This window comes from Streptomyces sp. NPDC048288, assembly GCF_043201555.1.
Classification (GTDB): domain Bacteria; phylum Actinomycetota; class Actinomycetes; order Streptomycetales; family Streptomycetaceae; genus Streptomyces.
This window is the reverse complement of record NZ_JBICZD010000001.1, coordinates 742,257-758,695: the sequence shown is the minus strand read 5'-3', so window position 1 is coordinate 758,695 and position 16,439 is coordinate 742,257. Positions and strand designations below refer to the sequence as shown.

At 70.0% G+C, this 16,439-nt stretch carries 21 protein-coding genes; 19 read left to right on the top strand and 2 right to left on the bottom strand.

The window, feature by feature from the left end; genetic code table 11:
- Window positions 1-45: 45 nt before the first annotated feature.
- From ACGFZS_RS03345 to ACGFZS_RS03260, 18 genes are all read left to right on the top strand, one after another.
- The gene (locus ACGFZS_RS03345) at window positions 46-342 is read left to right on the top strand and encodes a hypothetical protein (protein ID WP_393793694.1); all 297 of its coding nucleotides are present in this window, start codon (window positions 46-48) and stop codon (window positions 340-342) included.
- Window positions 339-662, top strand: coding sequence for a hypothetical protein (locus ACGFZS_RS03340; RefSeq protein WP_393793693.1), 324 nt, complete (start codon window positions 339-341; stop codon window positions 660-662). Before ACGFZS_RS03345 ends, ACGFZS_RS03340 begins: the two co-directional genes overlap by 4 nt.
- The gene (locus ACGFZS_RS03335) at window positions 659-1,651 is read left to right on the top strand and encodes a DUF2637 domain-containing protein (RefSeq protein ID WP_393793692.1); all 993 of its coding nucleotides are present in this window, start codon (window positions 659-661) and stop codon (window positions 1,649-1,651) included. Before ACGFZS_RS03340 ends, ACGFZS_RS03335 begins: the two co-directional genes overlap by 4 nt.
- Window positions 1,648-2,298 (top strand): GGDEF domain-containing protein, encoded by a 651-nt coding sequence (locus tag ACGFZS_RS03330; RefSeq protein ID WP_393793691.1) that lies wholly within the window; start codon window positions 1,648-1,650, stop codon window positions 2,296-2,298. Before ACGFZS_RS03335 ends, ACGFZS_RS03330 begins: the two co-directional genes overlap by 4 nt.
- Window positions 2,295-3,518: a DNA cytosine methyltransferase gene (locus ACGFZS_RS03325; protein WP_393793690.1), complete on the top strand. Its 1,224-nt coding sequence runs from the start codon at window positions 2,295-2,297 to the stop codon at window positions 3,516-3,518. The genes ACGFZS_RS03330 and ACGFZS_RS03325 overlap by 4 nt, the downstream gene beginning before the upstream one ends.
- Window positions 3,515-3,853 (top strand): hypothetical protein, encoded by a 339-nt coding sequence (locus ACGFZS_RS03320; RefSeq protein WP_393793689.1) that lies wholly within the window; start codon window positions 3,515-3,517, stop codon window positions 3,851-3,853. Before ACGFZS_RS03325 ends, ACGFZS_RS03320 begins: the two co-directional genes overlap by 4 nt.
- A gap of 229 nt (window positions 3,854-4,082) precedes the next feature.
- The gene (locus tag ACGFZS_RS03315; protein ID WP_393793688.1) at window positions 4,083-6,326 is read left to right on the top strand and encodes a cell division protein FtsK; all 2,244 of its coding nucleotides are present in this window, start codon (window positions 4,083-4,085) and stop codon (window positions 6,324-6,326) included.
- Between the two features lie 141 nt (window positions 6,327-6,467).
- A complete protein-coding gene (locus ACGFZS_RS03310; RefSeq protein ID WP_393793687.1) occupies window positions 6,468-6,743 on the top strand; it encodes a hypothetical protein in 276 nt (91 codons plus the stop codon).
- The gene (locus tag ACGFZS_RS03305; protein ID WP_393793686.1) at window positions 6,740-6,934 is read left to right on the top strand and encodes a hypothetical protein; all 195 of its coding nucleotides are present in this window, start codon (window positions 6,740-6,742) and stop codon (window positions 6,932-6,934) included. The genes ACGFZS_RS03310 and ACGFZS_RS03305 overlap by 4 nt, the downstream gene beginning before the upstream one ends.
- A 15-nt stretch (window positions 6,935-6,949) precedes the next feature.
- Complete coding sequence (locus ACGFZS_RS03300) at window positions 6,950-7,426, top strand: hypothetical protein (RefSeq protein ID WP_393793685.1); 477 nt, start codon at window positions 6,950-6,952, stop codon at window positions 7,424-7,426.
- Between the two features lie 18 nt (window positions 7,427-7,444).
- The gene (locus ACGFZS_RS03295; protein ID WP_393793684.1) at window positions 7,445-7,606 is read left to right on the top strand and encodes a hypothetical protein; all 162 of its coding nucleotides are present in this window, start codon (window positions 7,445-7,447) and stop codon (window positions 7,604-7,606) included.
- Window positions 7,603-7,947, top strand: coding sequence for a MazG-like family protein (locus ACGFZS_RS03290; protein ID WP_393793683.1), 345 nt, complete (start codon window positions 7,603-7,605; stop codon window positions 7,945-7,947). Before ACGFZS_RS03295 ends, ACGFZS_RS03290 begins: the two co-directional genes overlap by 4 nt.
- Window positions 7,948-7,960: 13 nt before the next feature.
- A complete protein-coding gene (locus ACGFZS_RS03285; RefSeq protein WP_393793682.1) occupies window positions 7,961-8,146 on the top strand; it encodes a hypothetical protein in 186 nt (61 codons plus the stop codon).
- 5 nt (window positions 8,147-8,151) lie between these two features.
- Window positions 8,152-8,628 (top strand): single-stranded DNA-binding protein, encoded by a 477-nt coding sequence (locus tag ACGFZS_RS03280; RefSeq protein WP_393793681.1) that lies wholly within the window; start codon window positions 8,152-8,154, stop codon window positions 8,626-8,628.
- Between the two features lie 88 nt (window positions 8,629-8,716).
- Complete coding sequence (locus tag ACGFZS_RS03275; protein WP_393793680.1) at window positions 8,717-9,628, top strand: bifunctional DNA primase/polymerase; 912 nt, start codon at window positions 8,717-8,719, stop codon at window positions 9,626-9,628.
- Window positions 9,625-11,037 (top strand): phage/plasmid primase, P4 family, encoded by a 1,413-nt coding sequence (locus ACGFZS_RS03270; RefSeq protein ID WP_393793679.1) that lies wholly within the window; start codon window positions 9,625-9,627, stop codon window positions 11,035-11,037. Before ACGFZS_RS03275 ends, ACGFZS_RS03270 begins: the two co-directional genes overlap by 4 nt.
- A 62-nt stretch (window positions 11,038-11,099) precedes the next feature.
- On the top strand, window positions 11,100-11,372 hold the full coding sequence (locus ACGFZS_RS03265; protein ID WP_393793678.1) for a helix-turn-helix transcriptional regulator: 273 nt from the start codon (window positions 11,100-11,102) through the stop codon (window positions 11,370-11,372).
- Between the two features lie 74 nt (window positions 11,373-11,446).
- Window positions 11,447-12,724: a tyrosine-type recombinase/integrase gene (locus ACGFZS_RS03260; RefSeq protein ID WP_393793677.1), complete on the top strand. Its 1,278-nt coding sequence runs from the start codon at window positions 11,447-11,449 to the stop codon at window positions 12,722-12,724.
- 108 nt (window positions 12,725-12,832) lie between these two features.
- Here the strand turns inward: ACGFZS_RS03260 and ACGFZS_RS03255 are convergent, their stop codons facing one another.
- On the bottom strand, window positions 12,833-13,300 hold the full coding sequence (locus tag ACGFZS_RS03255) for a hypothetical protein (RefSeq protein ID WP_393793676.1): 468 nt from the start codon (window positions 13,298-13,300) through the stop codon (window positions 12,833-12,835).
- A 284-nt stretch (window positions 13,301-13,584) separates the two neighbouring features.
- Window positions 13,585-14,946 (bottom strand): type I glutamate--ammonia ligase, encoded by a 1,362-nt coding sequence (gene glnA, locus ACGFZS_RS03250; RefSeq protein ID WP_393793675.1) that lies wholly within the window; start codon window positions 14,944-14,946, stop codon window positions 13,585-13,587.
- 319 nt (window positions 14,947-15,265) lie between these two features.
- On the opposite strand from glnA, the gene ACGFZS_RS03245 reads away from it, so the two are divergent.
- Window positions 15,266-16,432 (top strand): globin domain-containing protein, encoded by a 1,167-nt coding sequence (locus ACGFZS_RS03245; protein ID WP_393793674.1) that lies wholly within the window; start codon window positions 15,266-15,268, stop codon window positions 16,430-16,432.
- Window positions 16,433-16,439: the final 7 nt, after the last annotated feature.

The following is a 16,439-nucleotide window of genomic DNA, read 5'->3' as shown; positions in this document are numbered from 1 at the left end:
CTGCGACTGCTCCGGCTTCCTGTCCCTCCGATTCAGGAGCCCCCTATGCACACCTACGTCGGCCCTCATCAGGCCGTCTCCGTGAACGACTTCATCGAACTGGCGCTGGGCACCCCGGCTGAACTGTGGCTCGGGGTGGACGGCGAGAGCGAGGCGGAGCGGGCGGCCCGGCTGGACGCGGCCCGCGACATCCTCGCCGACAACCCCGGCCTGCCGGACGACGTGACCCGCGTGGTCGCCGAGGTGATCGAGGCGCACGGCCCGCAGCTGTTCAACGTCGTCCCGCTCGCCCGGCCGGCGACCGGGCGCCGTCGGTCCTCCCGGAAGGGGGCAGCGGCATGAGTGAGCTGCTGACGCTGGACGGGCTGGCCGTGCCGCTGCGTGTGCTGCGGCTGCTGGCCGCTGACTTCGGGCATCTGCCCGCCCCGGACGTCGACCTGACCCGTATCTACCCCGACCGGCTGACCCTGCGTTTTCACGAGGGTCTGCACGCGTTCGAGGCATGGCGGGAGGCCTTGGCCATTCCGCCGGAGAAGGTGACGCACGGGGTGCAAGTCGGCGGCTTCACGCGCGTGCTGAAGGCGACAACCGACTACGCGGGTGCGGAAGTGCACCTGCACGGCTACACCGATGTGGCCGATGCGCACGGGGGTGCGGCATGACGACGCAGGCCGTCGAGCGTCCGGCCGTGCCGCCGCTGACCCGCCCGGAGATGGGGCTTGCCGGTCTCGGGGCGCTCGCCGCTGCTGCGGTCGGCGCGCTGGGGCTGTACTCCTCCTTCGACGCGGTGTCGCTTGCCGCAGCGCGCTGGGGGTTCAGCAACCCGCACACCCTCCCCATCGCCATTGACGTGGCCATCCCGGTGTTCACGCTGGCCAACCTGCTGCTCATCCGGCTGGACATGGCCTTGGGATGGGTCCGGTTCGTGCCCTGGGTGCTCACCCTGGTCACGTGCTGGCTGAACATCGCTGCCGGGCACTCGCTGTCGGCGAAGGTGGCGCACGGCACGATGCCGCTGCTGTGGGTGGTGTTTTCCGAGATCGGCGCCCACGTCTACGCCGTGCGGATCGGTGCGGTCACCGGCCGGCGGATGGAGAAGATCCGGGTTTCCCGCTGGTTCCTGGCTCCGGTGTCGACGTTCGCGCTGTGGCGGCGGATGACGCTGTGGGAGGTCACCTCTTACGCGGATGCGCTCGCGCTGGAGCGTGAGCGGCTGCTGGCCCGTGCGGATCTGCGTGAGCAGTACGGCCGTGGCTGGCGGCACAAGACCCCGCGCCGCGAACGCGTCCTGCTGCGCCTGGGGGAACTCGCCCCGGCCGCCGCGACCGTCGCCGAGGACCCGAAGCCGGAGCCGCAGCAGGCCCCGGAAGAGGCGAAGCCGGAGGCGGCCCGGCCGCCGCGCAAGCGCCCGGCCAAGCCCAGGGCGAAGACACCACCGCGCTCCCTGCCGGACCTGCTCGCCGAGGCTCGCACGGTCACCGCCGGGTGGACGGATGCCACGGTCAACGCCGAGGCGCTGCGCAAGGCGCTGCGGTGCGGCTCCGGCCCGGCGCGGCAGGTGCGTGACGTACTGCTCGCCGAGCGGGCCGACGGCCGCGCCCTGCACCCCGTGGACGGCTCCGACGACGGCGCTGAGGGGGTGGCCGCGTGAACACCCTGGCCACCCTCCTGCTCTCCGTGCTGCCGTTGGCGTGCGGGTGGGCGGCGCATGTGCGCTGGCTGCACCGCTGCCTGAACACCGCCCGCCGTGACCCGCTCACCGGGTTACGCACCCGCGACGGCTTCACCCGCCGCGCCACCGCCCTGTTGAAGGACCCGCGGGCGGTCGTCGTCCTCGCCGACATCGACAGGTTCAAGCACATCAACGACACGTACGGCCACGCGGCCGGCGATGCCCTGTTGAAGGCCACTGGCGACCGCCTCGCCCACCACGTCGGCCGCTCCGGGGTGGCCGGACGGCTTGGGGGCGATGAGTTCGCCGCCGTCCTCCTCGACGACCACGGGAGCGCCGCCGATCTGCTCGCCGTCCTTCACGGCGTGCTCGGCCGCCCCGTCGACGGGCAGGACCCGGCGGTACGCACCACGGTGTCCCTCGGGTGGGTGCGCGCGGCGGACTTCCCCGCCGATGACCTGTCGGGTCTGCTGCGGCGGGCGGATGAGGCGATGTACGCGGCCAAGCAAGGCCACACCGGAACCCGCCGCGCGGGACTGGGGCGGCTGTTCGCCACCGTCACCGGGCGCCGCTCCGGCCGGACCGGCGCCCGCGCCGACGCTCCGGTTGTCGGGGTGGCGGCATGACGGGGCTGCGGATCGGGTCGGTGTGCACGGGCTACGGCGGGCTGGACATGGCCGTACAGGCGGTGTTCGGCGGGGAGCTGGCGTGGGTGGCGGACAACGACCCCGGCGCCGCGCTCATCCTCGCCCACCACCACCCAGAGGTGCCCAACCTCGGGGACATCACGGCCCTGGACTGGCACGAGGTCGAACCGGTCGACATCTACATCGGCGGGTATCCGTGCCAGCCGTTCAGCACCGCCGGCAAGCGGAAGGGAACCAAGGATGCCCGGCACCTCTGGCCGCACATCGCCCGCGCCCTTGGCGTTCTACGACCCCGGCTCGCGGTCTTTGAGAACGTCGCAGGACACCTTTCTCTCGGATTCGACACCGTCCTTGGCGACCTTGCCGCCATCGGGTTCGATGCGGACTGGTGCTGTGTACGCGCGTCGGACATCGGCGCCGCGCACCAGCGCAACCGGCTTTTCGTCATCGCGTGGCCTGCCGACTCCGGCGGCGAGGGACTGGCGCGGGGGTGGGCAGAGAGGACAGCTGCCCACCGCCGTGACCTCCCTGCTGCCGACGCCGTCGACCTCGGAGGCGACGGGGGCGGGGCACGCGGCGCAGGGCGGGATGAACCTGCGGCACGTCGTCTCGCTGCTGCCGACACCAGTGGTCGGGGACTCCAAGGGCGCCCGTCAGGCGACCGCGCCGAACCCTCGCAGCAGTTCACCGACACTGACGGACCTGACGTTCAGCGGGGCACTGCTGCCGACTCCTCGCGCGTCGGAGAACGAGAACCGGCAGACGAAACGCTCGCCGTCGCAGGAAGCCGGGACGCACGGCAAGAGCCTGGCCGCCGAGGTGGGCTCGCTGCTGCCGACGCCGTGCGCGACGGACGGCAGCAACGGCGGACCGAACCAGCGCCGGGGCAAGGGGGACTTGACCCTTCCGTCGGCCGCGCACCGGATTGGGGCGAGTACGCCGGAGCGGTCCGCAGGTGGGAAACGGTCATCGGCCGCCCCGCCCCCGGGCCAGTTGACGCTCTGGGACGGCTGAACCCGCCCTTCGTCGAATGGCTCATGGCCCTGCCCTCCGGCCACGTCACCGGCGTTCCCGGCCTGTCCCGCACCGCACAGCTCAAGGCCCTGGGCAACGGCGTCGTCTGGCCCCAGGCCGTCGCCGCGCTGCGGATCCTGCTGGAGCGGACCGACCCGCGCGCGTGGGGGAGGGCAGCGGCGTGAAGTCACAGCCCCTCGTCGGCGCCGCCCTGTTCAACACCGTCATGGAGGCGGCCGGCTACCGCTGCCAGTGCAGCGGCCAGTGCGGCAACCCCCACGCCAAGGACGGCGGACGCTGCCCGCGCGAGCACGACCACTACACCAGCAAGCACGGCCGCCGGGTACGCCTCATGGCCGCGCCCGCCGACCCGCTCACCACCGATGTCGTTGCCGCCGCCCTTCCGGCGAGTGAGCTGCGTGCGTGGTGCGCCGACTGCCACACCGCCGCCGCCCGGCTTGCGAAGAAGCAACGGGCCATGGCGCCCGCCGACGATCCGCCGGGCCTGTTCGACCTCTGACCGAATAGCCCGGACATGGATGTCACCCCTGCGGGGGCTTGACATCCATCGGACTAGGACGAAACCCACCACTCCGGCTCCATTACCCGCCGCCGAGTAATGGGTCTTGTCCCTGGTCCGCAGAGTTCTGCCGCGAAAGCCTCGCGGTGCACCCCAGCACGGGGCCTGGCCTTGCCCGCCAAGACAGCGGCCGGGCCCCGTCATCCCTCCCAGAGAGAAGGAACTCTCAGTGAACCACCCCGACGACAACGAACTCTTCAACCGGCTCGAAGCCGAGATGACCGCCGACTCCGGCGCCGAGGTAGTCGACCTCAACAAGGCCCGATCGGCGCGCGGCGAGTCGGCCGACCCCGCCCCCGACTCCCGGCCGACCGAGTCGGCCGACCCGAGCGCCGACCGGTCGGCCGACTCGGCCGACGACGATGGCGACGACCGGCCGACGGTCATGGTCGACGGTCCGGCCCCCGCCGGTGTCGGCCTGATGGACCGGCTCCGGTCGGGTCAGCGGCGGGAGGTGGTCCCCGGGTGGGCGAAGTCCCGGCCGGAGTTCGTCACCGCGCTGGGCTGGCTCGGGGGCTACGCCTGGCACACCACCGCCTTCCACGCGGTGCGCCTGCCCTGGTACTCCCTCCGCCTCACCTTCCAGGCCCCCGCGGGGGTGGCGAAGTTCGTCGGCGGCACCCTGCGGTGGGTCGCCGACACCGAGGGCGACCCGCTGCGGCAGGTCGCCGCGCGGCGCGAGAACGTCGAGGAGTACCTGAAGCTGTCCCGGCAGCGCGACAACCGGGTCAAGCTGCGCAGCATCCTGTTGCTGCTCGCCGTCATCGTCGGCCCGGTCCTGGCCGTCGTGCTGTTCGTGCTCGCCCCGGCCTGGATGGAAGTCCTGGCGCTCGCGCTGCTGACGGCCGGGTTCGGATTCGCGGGGGCACCGGCCGACAAGCCCGTCATCTCCCGCGCGGTCGTCACGACCGAGGTGGAACGGCTCACCTCCGGCATCGTCGAACGCGCCCTGGGCGCCCTCGGTATCGCCGAGATCAACAAGGCCTTGGCGAAGGGCGGGGAGGGCATCAAGTTCCCCGCCCCGATCACCCGCGACGGCCCCGGCTGGCGCGCGGACGTCGACCTTCCGTACGGCGTGACCGTGCCGGACATCCTCGACCGGCGCGAAAAGCTCGCGTCCGGCCTGCGCCGCCCGCTGGGGTGCGTGTGGCCGGAGCCGGTCACCGACGAGCACGCCGGCCGCATGGTGCTGTGGGTCGGGGACCGGGCGCTGAACAAGGTGCCCTCGCCCACGTGGCCGCTGGCCAAGTCGGGTACGGCGTCGCTGTTCAAGCCGCTGCCGTTCGGCACCGACCAGCGCGGCCGTAACGTCGACCTGACGCTGATGTACGACAACGTGCTGATCGGCGCCATGCCCGGCATGGGCAAGACGTTCAGCCTGCGCACCCCGCTGCTCGCGGCGGCGCTGGACGTGCTCGCCGAGCTGCTGGTGTGGGAGCTGAAGGGCACCGGTGACCTGGACCCGCTGCGGAAGGTGGCGGCCGACTACGGCTCCGGCCCGGACGACGAGACGGCAGCGGCGGCGCTCGATTCGATCCGCTACGTCTACAAGGACCTGGAGCGCCGGGCCAAGGTCATCAGCTCCCTGCCCAAGGACAAGTGCCCGGAGAACAAGGTCACTCCGGCGCTCGCCGCGAACCGCTCGCTCGGGCTTCACCCGCTCGTGCTGGCGATCGACGAGTGCCAGGAGCTGTTCGCCCACGAGAAGTTCGGCAAGGAAGCCGGGGCCCTGTGCACGGCCATCATCAAGCGCGGCCGGGCCCTCGGGGTCATCCTGCTGCTGGCCACGCAGCGCCCCGACAAGGAGTCGCTGCCCCCGGCCATCAGTGCGAACGTGGGCACGCGGTTCTGCCTGCGGGTCATGGGCCAGATCGAGAACGACATGATCCTGGGCACGTCGAACTACAAGAACGGCATCCGCGCCACCTCGTTCACCAGGTCCGACAAGGGCATCGGCTACCTGGTCGGCGCCGCCGACGAGCCGCAGATCGTACGCGGCTACTACCTCGACAACCCGGCCGCCGACGCCATCTGCGAGCGCGCCCGCAAGGCCCGCATCGAGGCGGGCACGCTGCGCGGGATCGCCGCAGGCCAGGAACCGGAGCGGCGGGCGGCGGCGGATCCGCTGCTGGAGGACATCCTCGCCGTCGTTGCGGCGGATGAGGCCAAGCCGTGGAACGACGTCACCGTCGACCGGCTCGCCGAGCTGCGGCCGGAGAAGTACGGGCCGTGGGGCGAGATGGCCCCGGCGGACAAGGCGCGTCAGCTCACCACCGCGCTCAAGCCGTACGGCGTGAGCACCGGGCAGGTGGCCCGCCGGATCAACGGCAAGACCGTCAACCGCACCGGGTTCGAGCGCTCCCACATCGTCACTGTGATTGCGGAGCGTGACCGAAACCGGGACGCGGGCTGACGCCGAGCGGCCTCTAGCGCTAGGGGGCCGACCCTCTAGCGCTAGAGGTCCCGCTAGCGGCCCATACGGGCTTTGATCAGGCCGCTAGCCGATAGCGGCCCACCTGCGGAAACCCTCGAAAACCGCCCTGGGAGGCCCGTTGTGACTCCGATCCTGCTCGCTGTCACGCTCCTACTGATAGTCACGTTCGGTTACATGTCGGTGTGTGCGGCGAGCCCGTTCGGCACCTGCCGCAAGTGCAACGGCTTCGGCTTCGCCGTCACCACCGACCGCAAGGGACGGCCCAAGCGCGGCAAGACCTGTCGCCGCTGCAGGGGCCACGGCAAGCGCATCCGCGCTGGCCGCTGGCTCTACAACCGCGCCGCGCGCACCTACCGCGCCGGAACCGACACCCCCCGCCCGGAAGGCACCCGATGACCCTCACCGTCTCCGCCGTGCTGCTGTTCGGCGCCGCGTCCGCGTTCGCCATCAAGACCAAGTCCGCCGGAGGCTTCGCCGCCACCGTGCTCTTCCTGTTCGGGTTCTTCGCCGCCGGGACCGGCGCGTACGAGCCGATCCACAACCTCGTCCAGGCCGCTGCCGACTCGCTCGGCCAGCTCGGCAACTGAGAGGAGAGCGGCCCCGTGAACGCACACCTTCCCGCCGTACGGCCGGGCGTACCGGCCGCCCCGGCGTACGACCCGGTGACGCTCGACCTGTACCCGTCCGCCCCGGCGGCCGTGGAACTGTCCGCCGAGCGCGGCCCGGTGGTGTGGGTGCCCGACGCCTACGGGCGCATGGTCCCCATGCCCAAGCACCTTGCCCCGCCGCCCATGGCCATGCCGGAGCCGCGCGACCTGACCCCGCTGCCGCTGCTGGACCCCCTCGCTCAGCGCTTCCTTGGCGCGGGCCTCGGGGGCGGGGCACTGGCGGCCGGGACCGGCTACGGCATCGGCGAAGTCATCAACGCCGCCGCCGGGTTCGGCTCCGGCGCCGCGATGTGGATCGCCCTCGCCGTCCTCGCCTGGCGCATGCCCGCCCGCGCGCTCACCGACGGACGGCGCGGCAGCACGGTCCACATCCGCAAGGCCGTCATCAAGCGCAGCACCTTCAACGGCTGAGCAGACAGGAGCACACGCATGGACATCGACCCCGACGAGATCGTCACCGTCGAACTGCGCTGGGACAACGACGGATTGCCCGCGACCTACACCCGGGACATCACCCGCCGCCACCTCGGGGACCTGCTCTTGCAGATCGACGACATGGCGTCCGACACCGCCGAAAGGAACACGCTGTGAGCGCCCTCCTGATGCCCGTCGCGGCCCGCATCGCCGCCGCGCTGAACGCCGCCAACGGCACCGCCGAACACGAGACGGCCATGCGGCTGATGAAGGTCACAGAGGAAGCCGGAGAAGCGTCCGCCGCCTACATCGGCATGACCGGTCAGAACCCCCGGAAGAACATCACCCACACCACGGCCGACGTCGCCGAGGAACTGTGTGACGTCATCATCGCCGCCACCGTCGCCCTGCACTCCTTCACCGCCGCCCCGGCCGCCGATCTCACCGCCAAGCTCGATGCCGTCGCCCGCCGCCTGGCCGGCGACGCCCCCGGCGCCATGACCCACCACCTCGGCTGACGAGAGGAGCGGCGTGTTCGAGATCCGCGTCATCTGCGAGCCGGACGACACCGACCGCATCAGCGCCGCCGTGGCCGCCGCATTCGACACCGGCCCGGCCCGGCAGTACCCCACCCGCGACGGCCGACGCACCCGGCTGTACTTCACGGCCGACCACCGCAACCACCACACCAACGGCACGTCCACCGAAAGCGAGTGATCCGCATGTCCGTGGGAGAGACCCCGCTCACCCTCGTCGGCAACCTCACCGACGAACCCGAACTCCGCTTCACCCCCAGCGGCGCGGCCATGGCGAAGTTCTCCGTCGCCTCCACCCCGCGCGCCTACGACAAGACCTCGGGCCAGTGGCAGGACGGCACGGCCATGTTCATCCGCTGCACCGCGTGGCGCGACCTCGCCCAGCACATCGCCGACAGCCTCGCCAAGGGCACCCGCGTCGTCGTCACCGGCCGTCTGCGTCAGCACAACTGGCAGACCCCAGAGGGAGAGAACCGCTCGATGCTCGCGCTGGAGGTCGACGACATCGGCCCGTCCCTGCGGTTCGCCACCGCCGACGTCACCCGCGTCCAGCGCAACAGCAACGGCGCCGGGCCGTCCAACGGCGGATGGGGAACCCCCGCCAGCACCCCGGCCCCGGCCGGGTGGGGCACACCGTCGACGGGCGACGAGCCCCCGTTCTAGATACGCCCGGGGTGGGTGCCGTCTCGCCAAAGCCTGCACCCACCCCGGTTCCTCCCTGTCCCTCCAAGGAACCAGGAGAACTCCCAGCATGCCTCACTTCGCCGACACCGCGCGAGAGCGCACCCCCCGGCGTCCAAGCGCCCCCGGCGGCCATCTGCGAGCCGCCCTCGCGCTCGCCGTGCGCGGCGTGCCCGTGCTGCCCGTGCGGGCGGGGAAGGTGCCGTTCGGGAACTGCCGTGCGTGCGCCAAGAACACCTGCGGCGGACGGCCGAACATGAAGGATCCCGGCCCCTGCCGCTGCCCCGCACCCTGCCACGCGTGGGCCGCTGCCACCACCGACCGGGACATCATCGTGTCTCCGCTGTGGGCGGCGGCATGGGAGCAGGCGGTGTGCGTCGGCTACCACCCCGGCGGGACGCGGCTGACCGTGGTGGACCTCGACAACCCGGCGGCCGTCGCATGGGCCCGCGGGACCCTGCCCGCCACCCGCATCGTGGCTACGACACGCGGCGAGCACTGGATCTACCAGGGCGCCATGCCCTCGCACAACGCCGTGCGGCCCGGCGTCGACGTCAAGTCCCTCATGGCTTACGCCCGCTGGCTCGGCCCCGGCACCGGGACCATGGCCGCCCTGCCGCCCGCCGTCCGCGCACTGGCCGAACGGGAAGACACCACCCCCGCCCGCTGGGAGGTGGTCTCTTCCACCCCCGCCCGCGCCGTGTGGGACCGGTCAGTCGCCACCGGGTGCCGCCACACGGAACGGTTCGTGCGCACCGGCCTGGAACACGGTCTCGCCCTCGTCCGCGAGCGCACCGAATCCGGCGCCGGATCGCAGGCGTTCGGCGTGGCCCGGTTCGTCGCCGTGCAGCACACCGACTGCCCCGGCCCCTGCGGCCTGGAGGTGCTCGCCGAGGAGATCGTGTCGGCCGCCGTCGCCGTCGGGGTCCCCGAGGCGTACGCCCGCCGGGCCGTCGGCAACGGACTGGGAGTCGCAGCGTGACCGACGCGGAAGAACTCCCCCCGCCCACTCACCCGATGGCTGTCGCCCGCCGTCTGCTGCCGGACTGGCAGACCGACGACGGACGGATGATGTACCGGCGCTGGCGTGCCTCATGGATGCGCTGGAACGGAACCTGCTGGCGCGAGCTGGACGAAGCCCAGGTACGCAAGGCCATGTACGAGCGGCTCGAACATGCCGTCTTCCTCGCCCCCGGCAAGGACGGGGAACCCGAGGAACGCGACTGGGCGCCGACGAAACCGAAGATCAGCAACTTGCTCGACGCGCTCGGATCCATCACCCTGCTGCCCACCGACACCGACGCGCCGGCCTGGCTCGACACCGACGGCGGCATGGTGGACGCGGCGAGCGAGGGCCCGATCGTGGCCTGTGGGAACGGGCTGTTGCGGATCCGGGACCGCGCGCTTCTGCCGCACGGCCCGCACTTCTTCAACCTCGTCTCCGTCCCCTTCGCCTACGACCCCACCGCGAGCGCACCCACCTGGGAACGCTTCCTGGCGCAGATCTGGCCCAACGATCCCGACGCCATCCAGGCCGTACAGGAGTGGTTCGGTTACGTGCTCTCCGGCCGCACCGACCAACAGAAGATCCTGCTCATGGTCGGCCCGTCCCGCTCCGGCAAAGGCACCATCGCTCGCGTCCTCAAACAGCTGATCGGCAAGGAGAACCTCGCCGGGCCCACCCTCGCCGGACTCGGCACGAACTTCGGTCTGTCCACCCTCGTCGGCAAGCCCCTCGCGGTCATCTCCGACGCCCGTCTGTCCGGCAACGACAACAGCCAGGTCGTAGAACGGCTGTTGACCATCTCCGGCGAGGACACCATCGACGTGGACCGCAAGTACCGCGAGGTGTGGACCGGCAAGCTCCCCACCCGGCTGATGATCCTGTCCAACGAACTGCCGTACTTCGGCGACTCATCCGGGGTCATCGCCCGCAGGTTCGTGGTGCTCAACATGACCGTGTCGTGGCTGGGCAAGGAGGACCCCACGCTGTTCGACCGGCTCATCACGGAGATGCCCGGGATCCTGAACTGGGCCCTGGACGGACTTGCCCGGCTCCAGGCCAAGGGCCGGATCACGGAACCGTTGTGCAGCCGGGAAGCGGTCACCACCATGCAGGACACCGCATCGCCCACCAGCGCGTTCGTCCGCGAACGCTGCACCACCGGACCCACGTGCAACGTCCCCGTGGACACGCTGTGGGCGGTCTGGCGGGACTGGGCCGAGGACAACGGCGTCAAGGCTGGCACGAAACAGGTCTTCGGCCGCAACCTCCTGTCCGTCATCCCGCAGCTCAACCGCACCCGCCCCCGGGACGCGTACGGCCGGCAGGTGGCCATCTACACCGGAATCACGCTGAACGTCTCCGAACCACATCGGCCTGAGTCGTGACTCATCGCGACTCACGCCCCCACCACCCCGCTCTGAGTCGCGATGAGTCACGTCTCAGAGCAATGTCACTCCAACTCACGGAGGGCCCCGTGAGCGCGACCGCCCCTCCCCCGGCCGACCCGCGCGCCACCCTTCGCGGCGGACTTCCGGACCGGTACCTCACCCCCGACGACATCGCCGAGATGTTCGAGGTGCCCAAAGAGACCGTCTACCAGTGGCGCAAGAAGCGCACCGGTCCGCCCGGATTCCGCATCGGCAAGCACGTCCGCTACGACCCCGCCGACGTCCGCGCCTACATCGTTCAGCGCAAAAACGCCGAGCACGAAGCCGCATAGCCGAACAATCACCGCACGCAGCAGGGAGGGCCCCCGGCTCTCCCTGCTGCGTTTCGAGAAAGGACCGCCGCCACATGGCAGGCCACATCCAAGACCGCTGGTACAAGACCGAGAAAGACGCGAACGGCAAAGAGTTCAAGGTCAAAAGCGACCGCTACGGCACCGGTCTGCGCTACAGGGCTCGGTACATCGGCCCCGACGGCACCGAGAAGTCCAAGAGCTTCCCCGACGGACAGAAGCGGCTCGCCGAAAAATGGCTGACGAAGACGGAAGCCGATATGGACAGCGGCACTTACGTGGACCCGGCCGCCGGCCGGACGACATTCGGGCAGTACGCCGAGAAGTGGCTGAGCACCCAGACCACCGACCTGACGACCCGCGAGACGGTCACCTCTGCGGTTCGCGGTCATGCGATCCCCTATATCGGGACGCGCCCTCTCGGTTCCTTCAAGCCGGAACACATTCGGGACTGGCTGAGTGAGCTGGAACGGGCCGTACCCGCGTCGTCGTACCGGCGGGTGATCTACAACAACGTGTCGACGATCCTCAATGCGGCCGTCGATGACGGTCACCTGTTGAAGAACCCGTGTCGTGCGCAGTCCGTACGCCCTCCTGCGCCGGGAACCGGCCGGGTAGTGCCGTGGACGGCTGAGCGCGTCTTCGGCATCCGGGAGGCACTGCCGGAGCGCTTCCGCGCAGCGGTCGACCTCGGGGCGGGATGCGGCCTGCGGCAAGGGGAGATCTTCGGGCTACCCGTCGACGAAATCGACTTCGATTCCGGATGGCTGCACATCGTGAACCAGGTCAAGGTGACGACCGGAGGTCTCGTGTTCGGTCCGCCGAAGCGGAACAAGCTCCGTGACGTTCCCCTGCCCGATCGCGTGGCGGACGTCCTCAAGAGCCACGTGAAGGCATTCCCGCCGGTCTCGGTCACCCTGCCGTGGCTCCGGAAGGACGGCCGCCGGGTGACGCGGCAGCTGCTGTTCACCCGCCTTGACGGTGCGGGCGCGGTACGGCGAACCGACTTCAACGACCGCGCTTGGAAGCCCGCTCTCGTCGCGGCCGGGGTGATACCGGAGCCGAAGCCGGGCGAGCGCCATCAGGCCGCTCGGGAGCACGGCATGCACGCGCTCAGGCACTTCTATGCTTCGGTCCTGCTGGACGCTGGCGAGAACGTCAAGGCCCTGAGTAACTACCTCGGACACAACGATCCGGGATTCACGCTCCGGGTCTACACACACCTCATGCCCAGCAGTGATGCACGAGCCCGGACAGCCGTGGACGGCCTTTACGAAGGCGCCATTCCAGCACGCGACGGCCTCGGACGGACGGCACCTGACAGTTTGCGATAGGGGACCGAGGCGCAATCTACTCGAAATAATGCCGCGCCCTATGAAACCAGTAACCCCGGATGTGCAACGAATCCGGGGTTACTGAACCTCTGGGCCGCCACATAGATGCTATGGGCCGGGTGGCAATAGGTGCTGGACACACGACGCCAGCGTGGGCCACCACGCCCTGTCCTTGGAAACCACGTAAGTGATAGCAGGCGATGAAGCTAGTCGCCCTTGTACGTACGCGTCCCAGCAGTCGTAAGCGCCTACTTCTGGTGCGAGATTTTTGATCATCAACCCGTAATCCATGCAATCAGCATACATGCGGGCAATAATCAGTACCCTGGCCCGCTCTTCATCACCTTCAGGAGGCATAGGGGCGCCCTCATGGAAATATTTCACGATGCCAGGATCTTGAAACAGGAGACTGCCGATATTATGCAGTCGTTCAATGCTGTTATAGATAGCCGATGCGGCAGAAATCCCGTTGTTAATTTCCGTCTGCTGGATTAATGACCTGGTTTGCAGCGCAGAAAACAGGATCGTCGCAAGCGCCGCCGCCGACGCTATAATCCCGAAAATAAGCGTTCCCACTCAACCCCCAACGCTCTACACTCCTGGCGTAATGTTCCCTGCGGCGGGGGGCGCGGAAACGTGCTCGCGTTTCGCGGCGCCGGCGTGCGCTCCATACAAGCCAGAGACTCGACGGGGTCTCTGCGCACACGCCGCCACACGCGAGCCGAAGGCGACGGTCGCGCAGTACTGCCGAGGCTCACGGCCCACGCACGGCCCAGAGTCATCGAGACGAAGACAGGGCCGACGGTGCCGTGACCGTCGGCCCTGCGTGTCGCATTAACAAGACCCGCCCTGACCTGCCCTTACAGCACCGGCAGGTTCTTCCGCAGCTCGAACGCGGTGACCTCGCTGCGGTACTCCTCCCACTCCTGGCGCTTGTTGCGCAGGAAGAAGTCGAAGACGTGCTCGCCGAGTGTCTCGGCGACCAGGTCGCTGCGCTCCATGAGGGTGAGGGCCTCGCCGAGGTTCTGCGGGAGGGGCTCGATGCCCATGGCGCGGCGTTCGGCGTCGGAGAGGGCCCAGACGTCGTCCTCGGCGCCCGGCGGGAGCTCGTAGCCCTCTTCGATGCCCTTGAGGCCGGAGGCGAGGAGGAGGGCGTAGGCCAGGTACGGGTTGGCGCCGGAGTCGATGGAGCGGACCTCGACGCGGGCCGAGCCGGTCTTGCCGGGCTTGTACATCGGGACGCGGACCAGCGCGCTGCGGTTGTTGTGGCCCCAGCAGATGTACGAGGGGGCCTCGCCGCCGGCGCCCGCCGTGCGCTCGGAGCCGCCCCAGATGCGCTTGTAGGAGTTCACCCACTGGTTGGTGACCGCCGAGATCTCGGCGGCGTGCTTCAGCAGGCCCGCGATGAAGGACCGGCCGACCTTGGAGAGCTGGAACTCCGCGCCCGACTCGTAGAAGGCGTTGCGGTCGCCCTCGAAGAGGGAGAGGTGGGTGTGCATGCCCGAGCCCGGGTGCTCGGAGAACGGCTTGGGCATGAACGTCGCCTGGACGCCCTGCTCCAGCGCCACCTGCTTCATGACCAGCCGGAACGTCATGATGTTGTCGGCCGTGGAGAGCGCGTCCGCGTACCGCAGGTCGATCTCCTGCTGGCCCGGCGCGCCCTCGTGGTGCGAGAACTCGACCGAGATGCCCATCGACTCCAGCATGGTGATCGCCTGGCGGCGGAAGTCCATGCCGATGTTCTGCGGGGTGTGGTCGAAGTAGCCGGAGTTGTCGGCGGGGGTGGGGCGCGAGCCGTCGAGCGGGCGGTCCTTCAGGAGGAAGAACTCGATCTCGGGGTGGGTGTAGAAGGTGAAGCCGAGGTCCGAGGTGCGGGCCAGGGCGCGCTTCAGGACGTACCGCGGGTCCGCGAAGGACGGCGAGCCGTCGGGCATCAGGATGTCGCAGAACATCCGGGCCGTGCCGGGGGCCTCGGCGCGCCACGGCAGCACCTGGAACGTGGACGGGTCCGGCTTGGCGATCATGTCGGACTCGTAGACCCGGGCGAAGCCCTCGATCGCCGAGCCGTCGAAGCCGATGCCTTCGTCGAAGGCCTGTTCCAGCTCGGCCGGGGCCACGGCGACGGACTTGAGGAAGCCCAGCACGTCCGTGAACCACAGGCGTACGAACCGGATGTCGCGCTCCTCCAAGGTCCGGAGCACGAACTCCTGCTGCTTGTCCATCTTCCGCTTCCCCATCCTTGCTGGTCAGGCCGCCTGCTCCCGGTCCCACGGGAGAGCGGTCGGGCACCCGAGCATCACACCACAACAGCATTTCATGCGCGTTGCGGACCTTGATCGCACCGGCGTCCTCGGCCTGAACGGCTCCCGTACGGCAGGTGTACCGCTCTGCCGCCCATCTTGCCTGCTCGCGGCCGTATCCGTAATGGCCGATCCCAGTTCCTGGTGACGGACGCCACGGCTCTTAAATTTGAATCTCAGATGCAAGTTTTACTAGCGTGGACACCAGCCGATCCGTTCGGTCGAGCCACAAGGAGCCCCGATGCTGTCCGAGCCGTCCGCAGCCACCGTCCGCGCCAGCCTCCCCGCCGTCGGCGCGGCCATCGGCGAGATCACCGAGCGTTTCTACGCCCGGCTCTTCGCCGCCCACCCCGACCTGCTGAAGAACCTCTTCAACCGCGGCAACCAGGCCGCCGGCACCCAGCGGCAGGCGCTCGCCGGCTCCATCGCCGCGTTCGCCGCGCACCTGCTGGACCACCCGGACCAGCGACCCGACGCGATGCTCGGGCGCATCGCCCACAAGCACGCCTCCCTCGGGGTCGCCCCCGAGCAGTACGACGTCGTCCACGAGCACCTCTTCGCCGCCATCGTCGAGGTGCTCGGCGAGGCCGTCACCCCCGAGGTCGCGGCCGCCTGGGACGAGGTCTACTGGCTGATGGCGAACGCGCTCATCGCGATCGAGAAGCGGCTGTACGAGGAGAGCGGCGAGCCCGGCCTGCGGCCCTGGGAGGTCGTCGAGCGGGTCGTGGAGACCGCCGACGTCGTGACCTTCCGGGTGCGGCCGGCGGACGGCGGGGCTGCGGTGCGCGGCTTCCGCGCCGGGCAGTACGTCTCCGTGGGCGTCGCCCTTCCCGACGGCGCCCGCCAGATACGCCAGTACAGCCTCTCCGGCGCGCCGGGCGAGTCGGTCCGCCAGTTCAGCGTCAAGGTGGACGGCGAGGTCTCCCGGCACCTGCACGCACACGTGCGCGAAGGTGACGTCGTGGAGCTGTCGGAGCCGTACGGCGACCTCGTCATCGAGGACAGCGGCGACCGCCCCCTGCTGCTCGCCTCCGCCGGCATCGGCGTGACCCCCATGGTCGCGATGCTGGCCGCGCTCGCGGCCGACGGCCACGACGCCCCGGTGACGGTCGTGCACGGCGACCGCTCCCCCGCCGACCACGCCCTGCGCGCGGACCACGACACCTACGCCACGAAGCTCCCGGACACCGCCGTCCACCTCTTCTACGAGCGCGACGCCGAGCCCGGCACCCGCACCGGCCTGGTCGATCTCACCGACATCGACATCGCACCCCGCACCCGCGCGTACCTGTGCGGCCCACTCCCCTTCATGCGCGCGGTCCGCACCCAACTGATCGAAAAGGGCGTCTCCCCGGCCGACATCCACTACGAGGTGTTCGGCCCGGACCTCTGGCTGGCAGCGGCGTAAGCTTCGG

Excerpts from the sequence above, each read along its gene's own strand:
- ACGFZS_RS03345 (WP_393793694.1), top strand. The coding sequence starts at position 46 with ATGCACACCTACGTCGGCCCTCATCAGGCCGTCTCCGTGAACGACTTC.
- ACGFZS_RS03340 (WP_393793693.1), top strand. The coding sequence starts at position 339 with ATGAGTGAGCTGCTGACGCTGGACGGGCTGGCCGTGCCGCTGCGTGTG.
- ACGFZS_RS03335 (WP_393793692.1), top strand. The coding sequence starts at position 659 with ATGACGACGCAGGCCGTCGAGCGTCCGGCCGTGCCGCCGCTGACCCGC.
- ACGFZS_RS03325 (WP_393793690.1), top strand. The coding sequence starts at position 2,295 with ATGACGGGGCTGCGGATCGGGTCGGTGTGCACGGGCTACGGCGGGCTG.
- ACGFZS_RS03305 (WP_393793686.1), top strand. The coding sequence starts at position 6,740 with ATGACCCTCACCGTCTCCGCCGTGCTGCTGTTCGGCGCCGCGTCCGCG.
- ACGFZS_RS03295 (WP_393793684.1), top strand. The coding sequence starts at position 7,445 with ATGGACATCGACCCCGACGAGATCGTCACCGTCGAACTGCGCTGGGAC.
- ACGFZS_RS03280 (WP_393793681.1), top strand. The coding sequence starts at position 8,152 with ATGTCCGTGGGAGAGACCCCGCTCACCCTCGTCGGCAACCTCACCGAC.
- ACGFZS_RS03275 (WP_393793680.1), top strand. The coding sequence starts at position 8,717 with ATGCCTCACTTCGCCGACACCGCGCGAGAGCGCACCCCCCGGCGTCCA.
- ACGFZS_RS03265 (WP_393793678.1), top strand. The coding sequence starts at position 11,100 with ATGTCACTCCAACTCACGGAGGGCCCCGTGAGCGCGACCGCCCCTCCC.
- ACGFZS_RS03260 (WP_393793677.1), top strand. The coding sequence starts at position 11,447 with ATGGCAGGCCACATCCAAGACCGCTGGTACAAGACCGAGAAAGACGCG.
- glnA (WP_393793675.1), bottom strand. The coding sequence starts at position 14,946 with ATGGACAAGCAGCAGGAGTTCGTGCTCCGGACCTTGGAGGAGCGCGAC.
- ACGFZS_RS03245 (WP_393793674.1), top strand. The coding sequence starts at position 15,266 with ATGCTGTCCGAGCCGTCCGCAGCCACCGTCCGCGCCAGCCTCCCCGCC.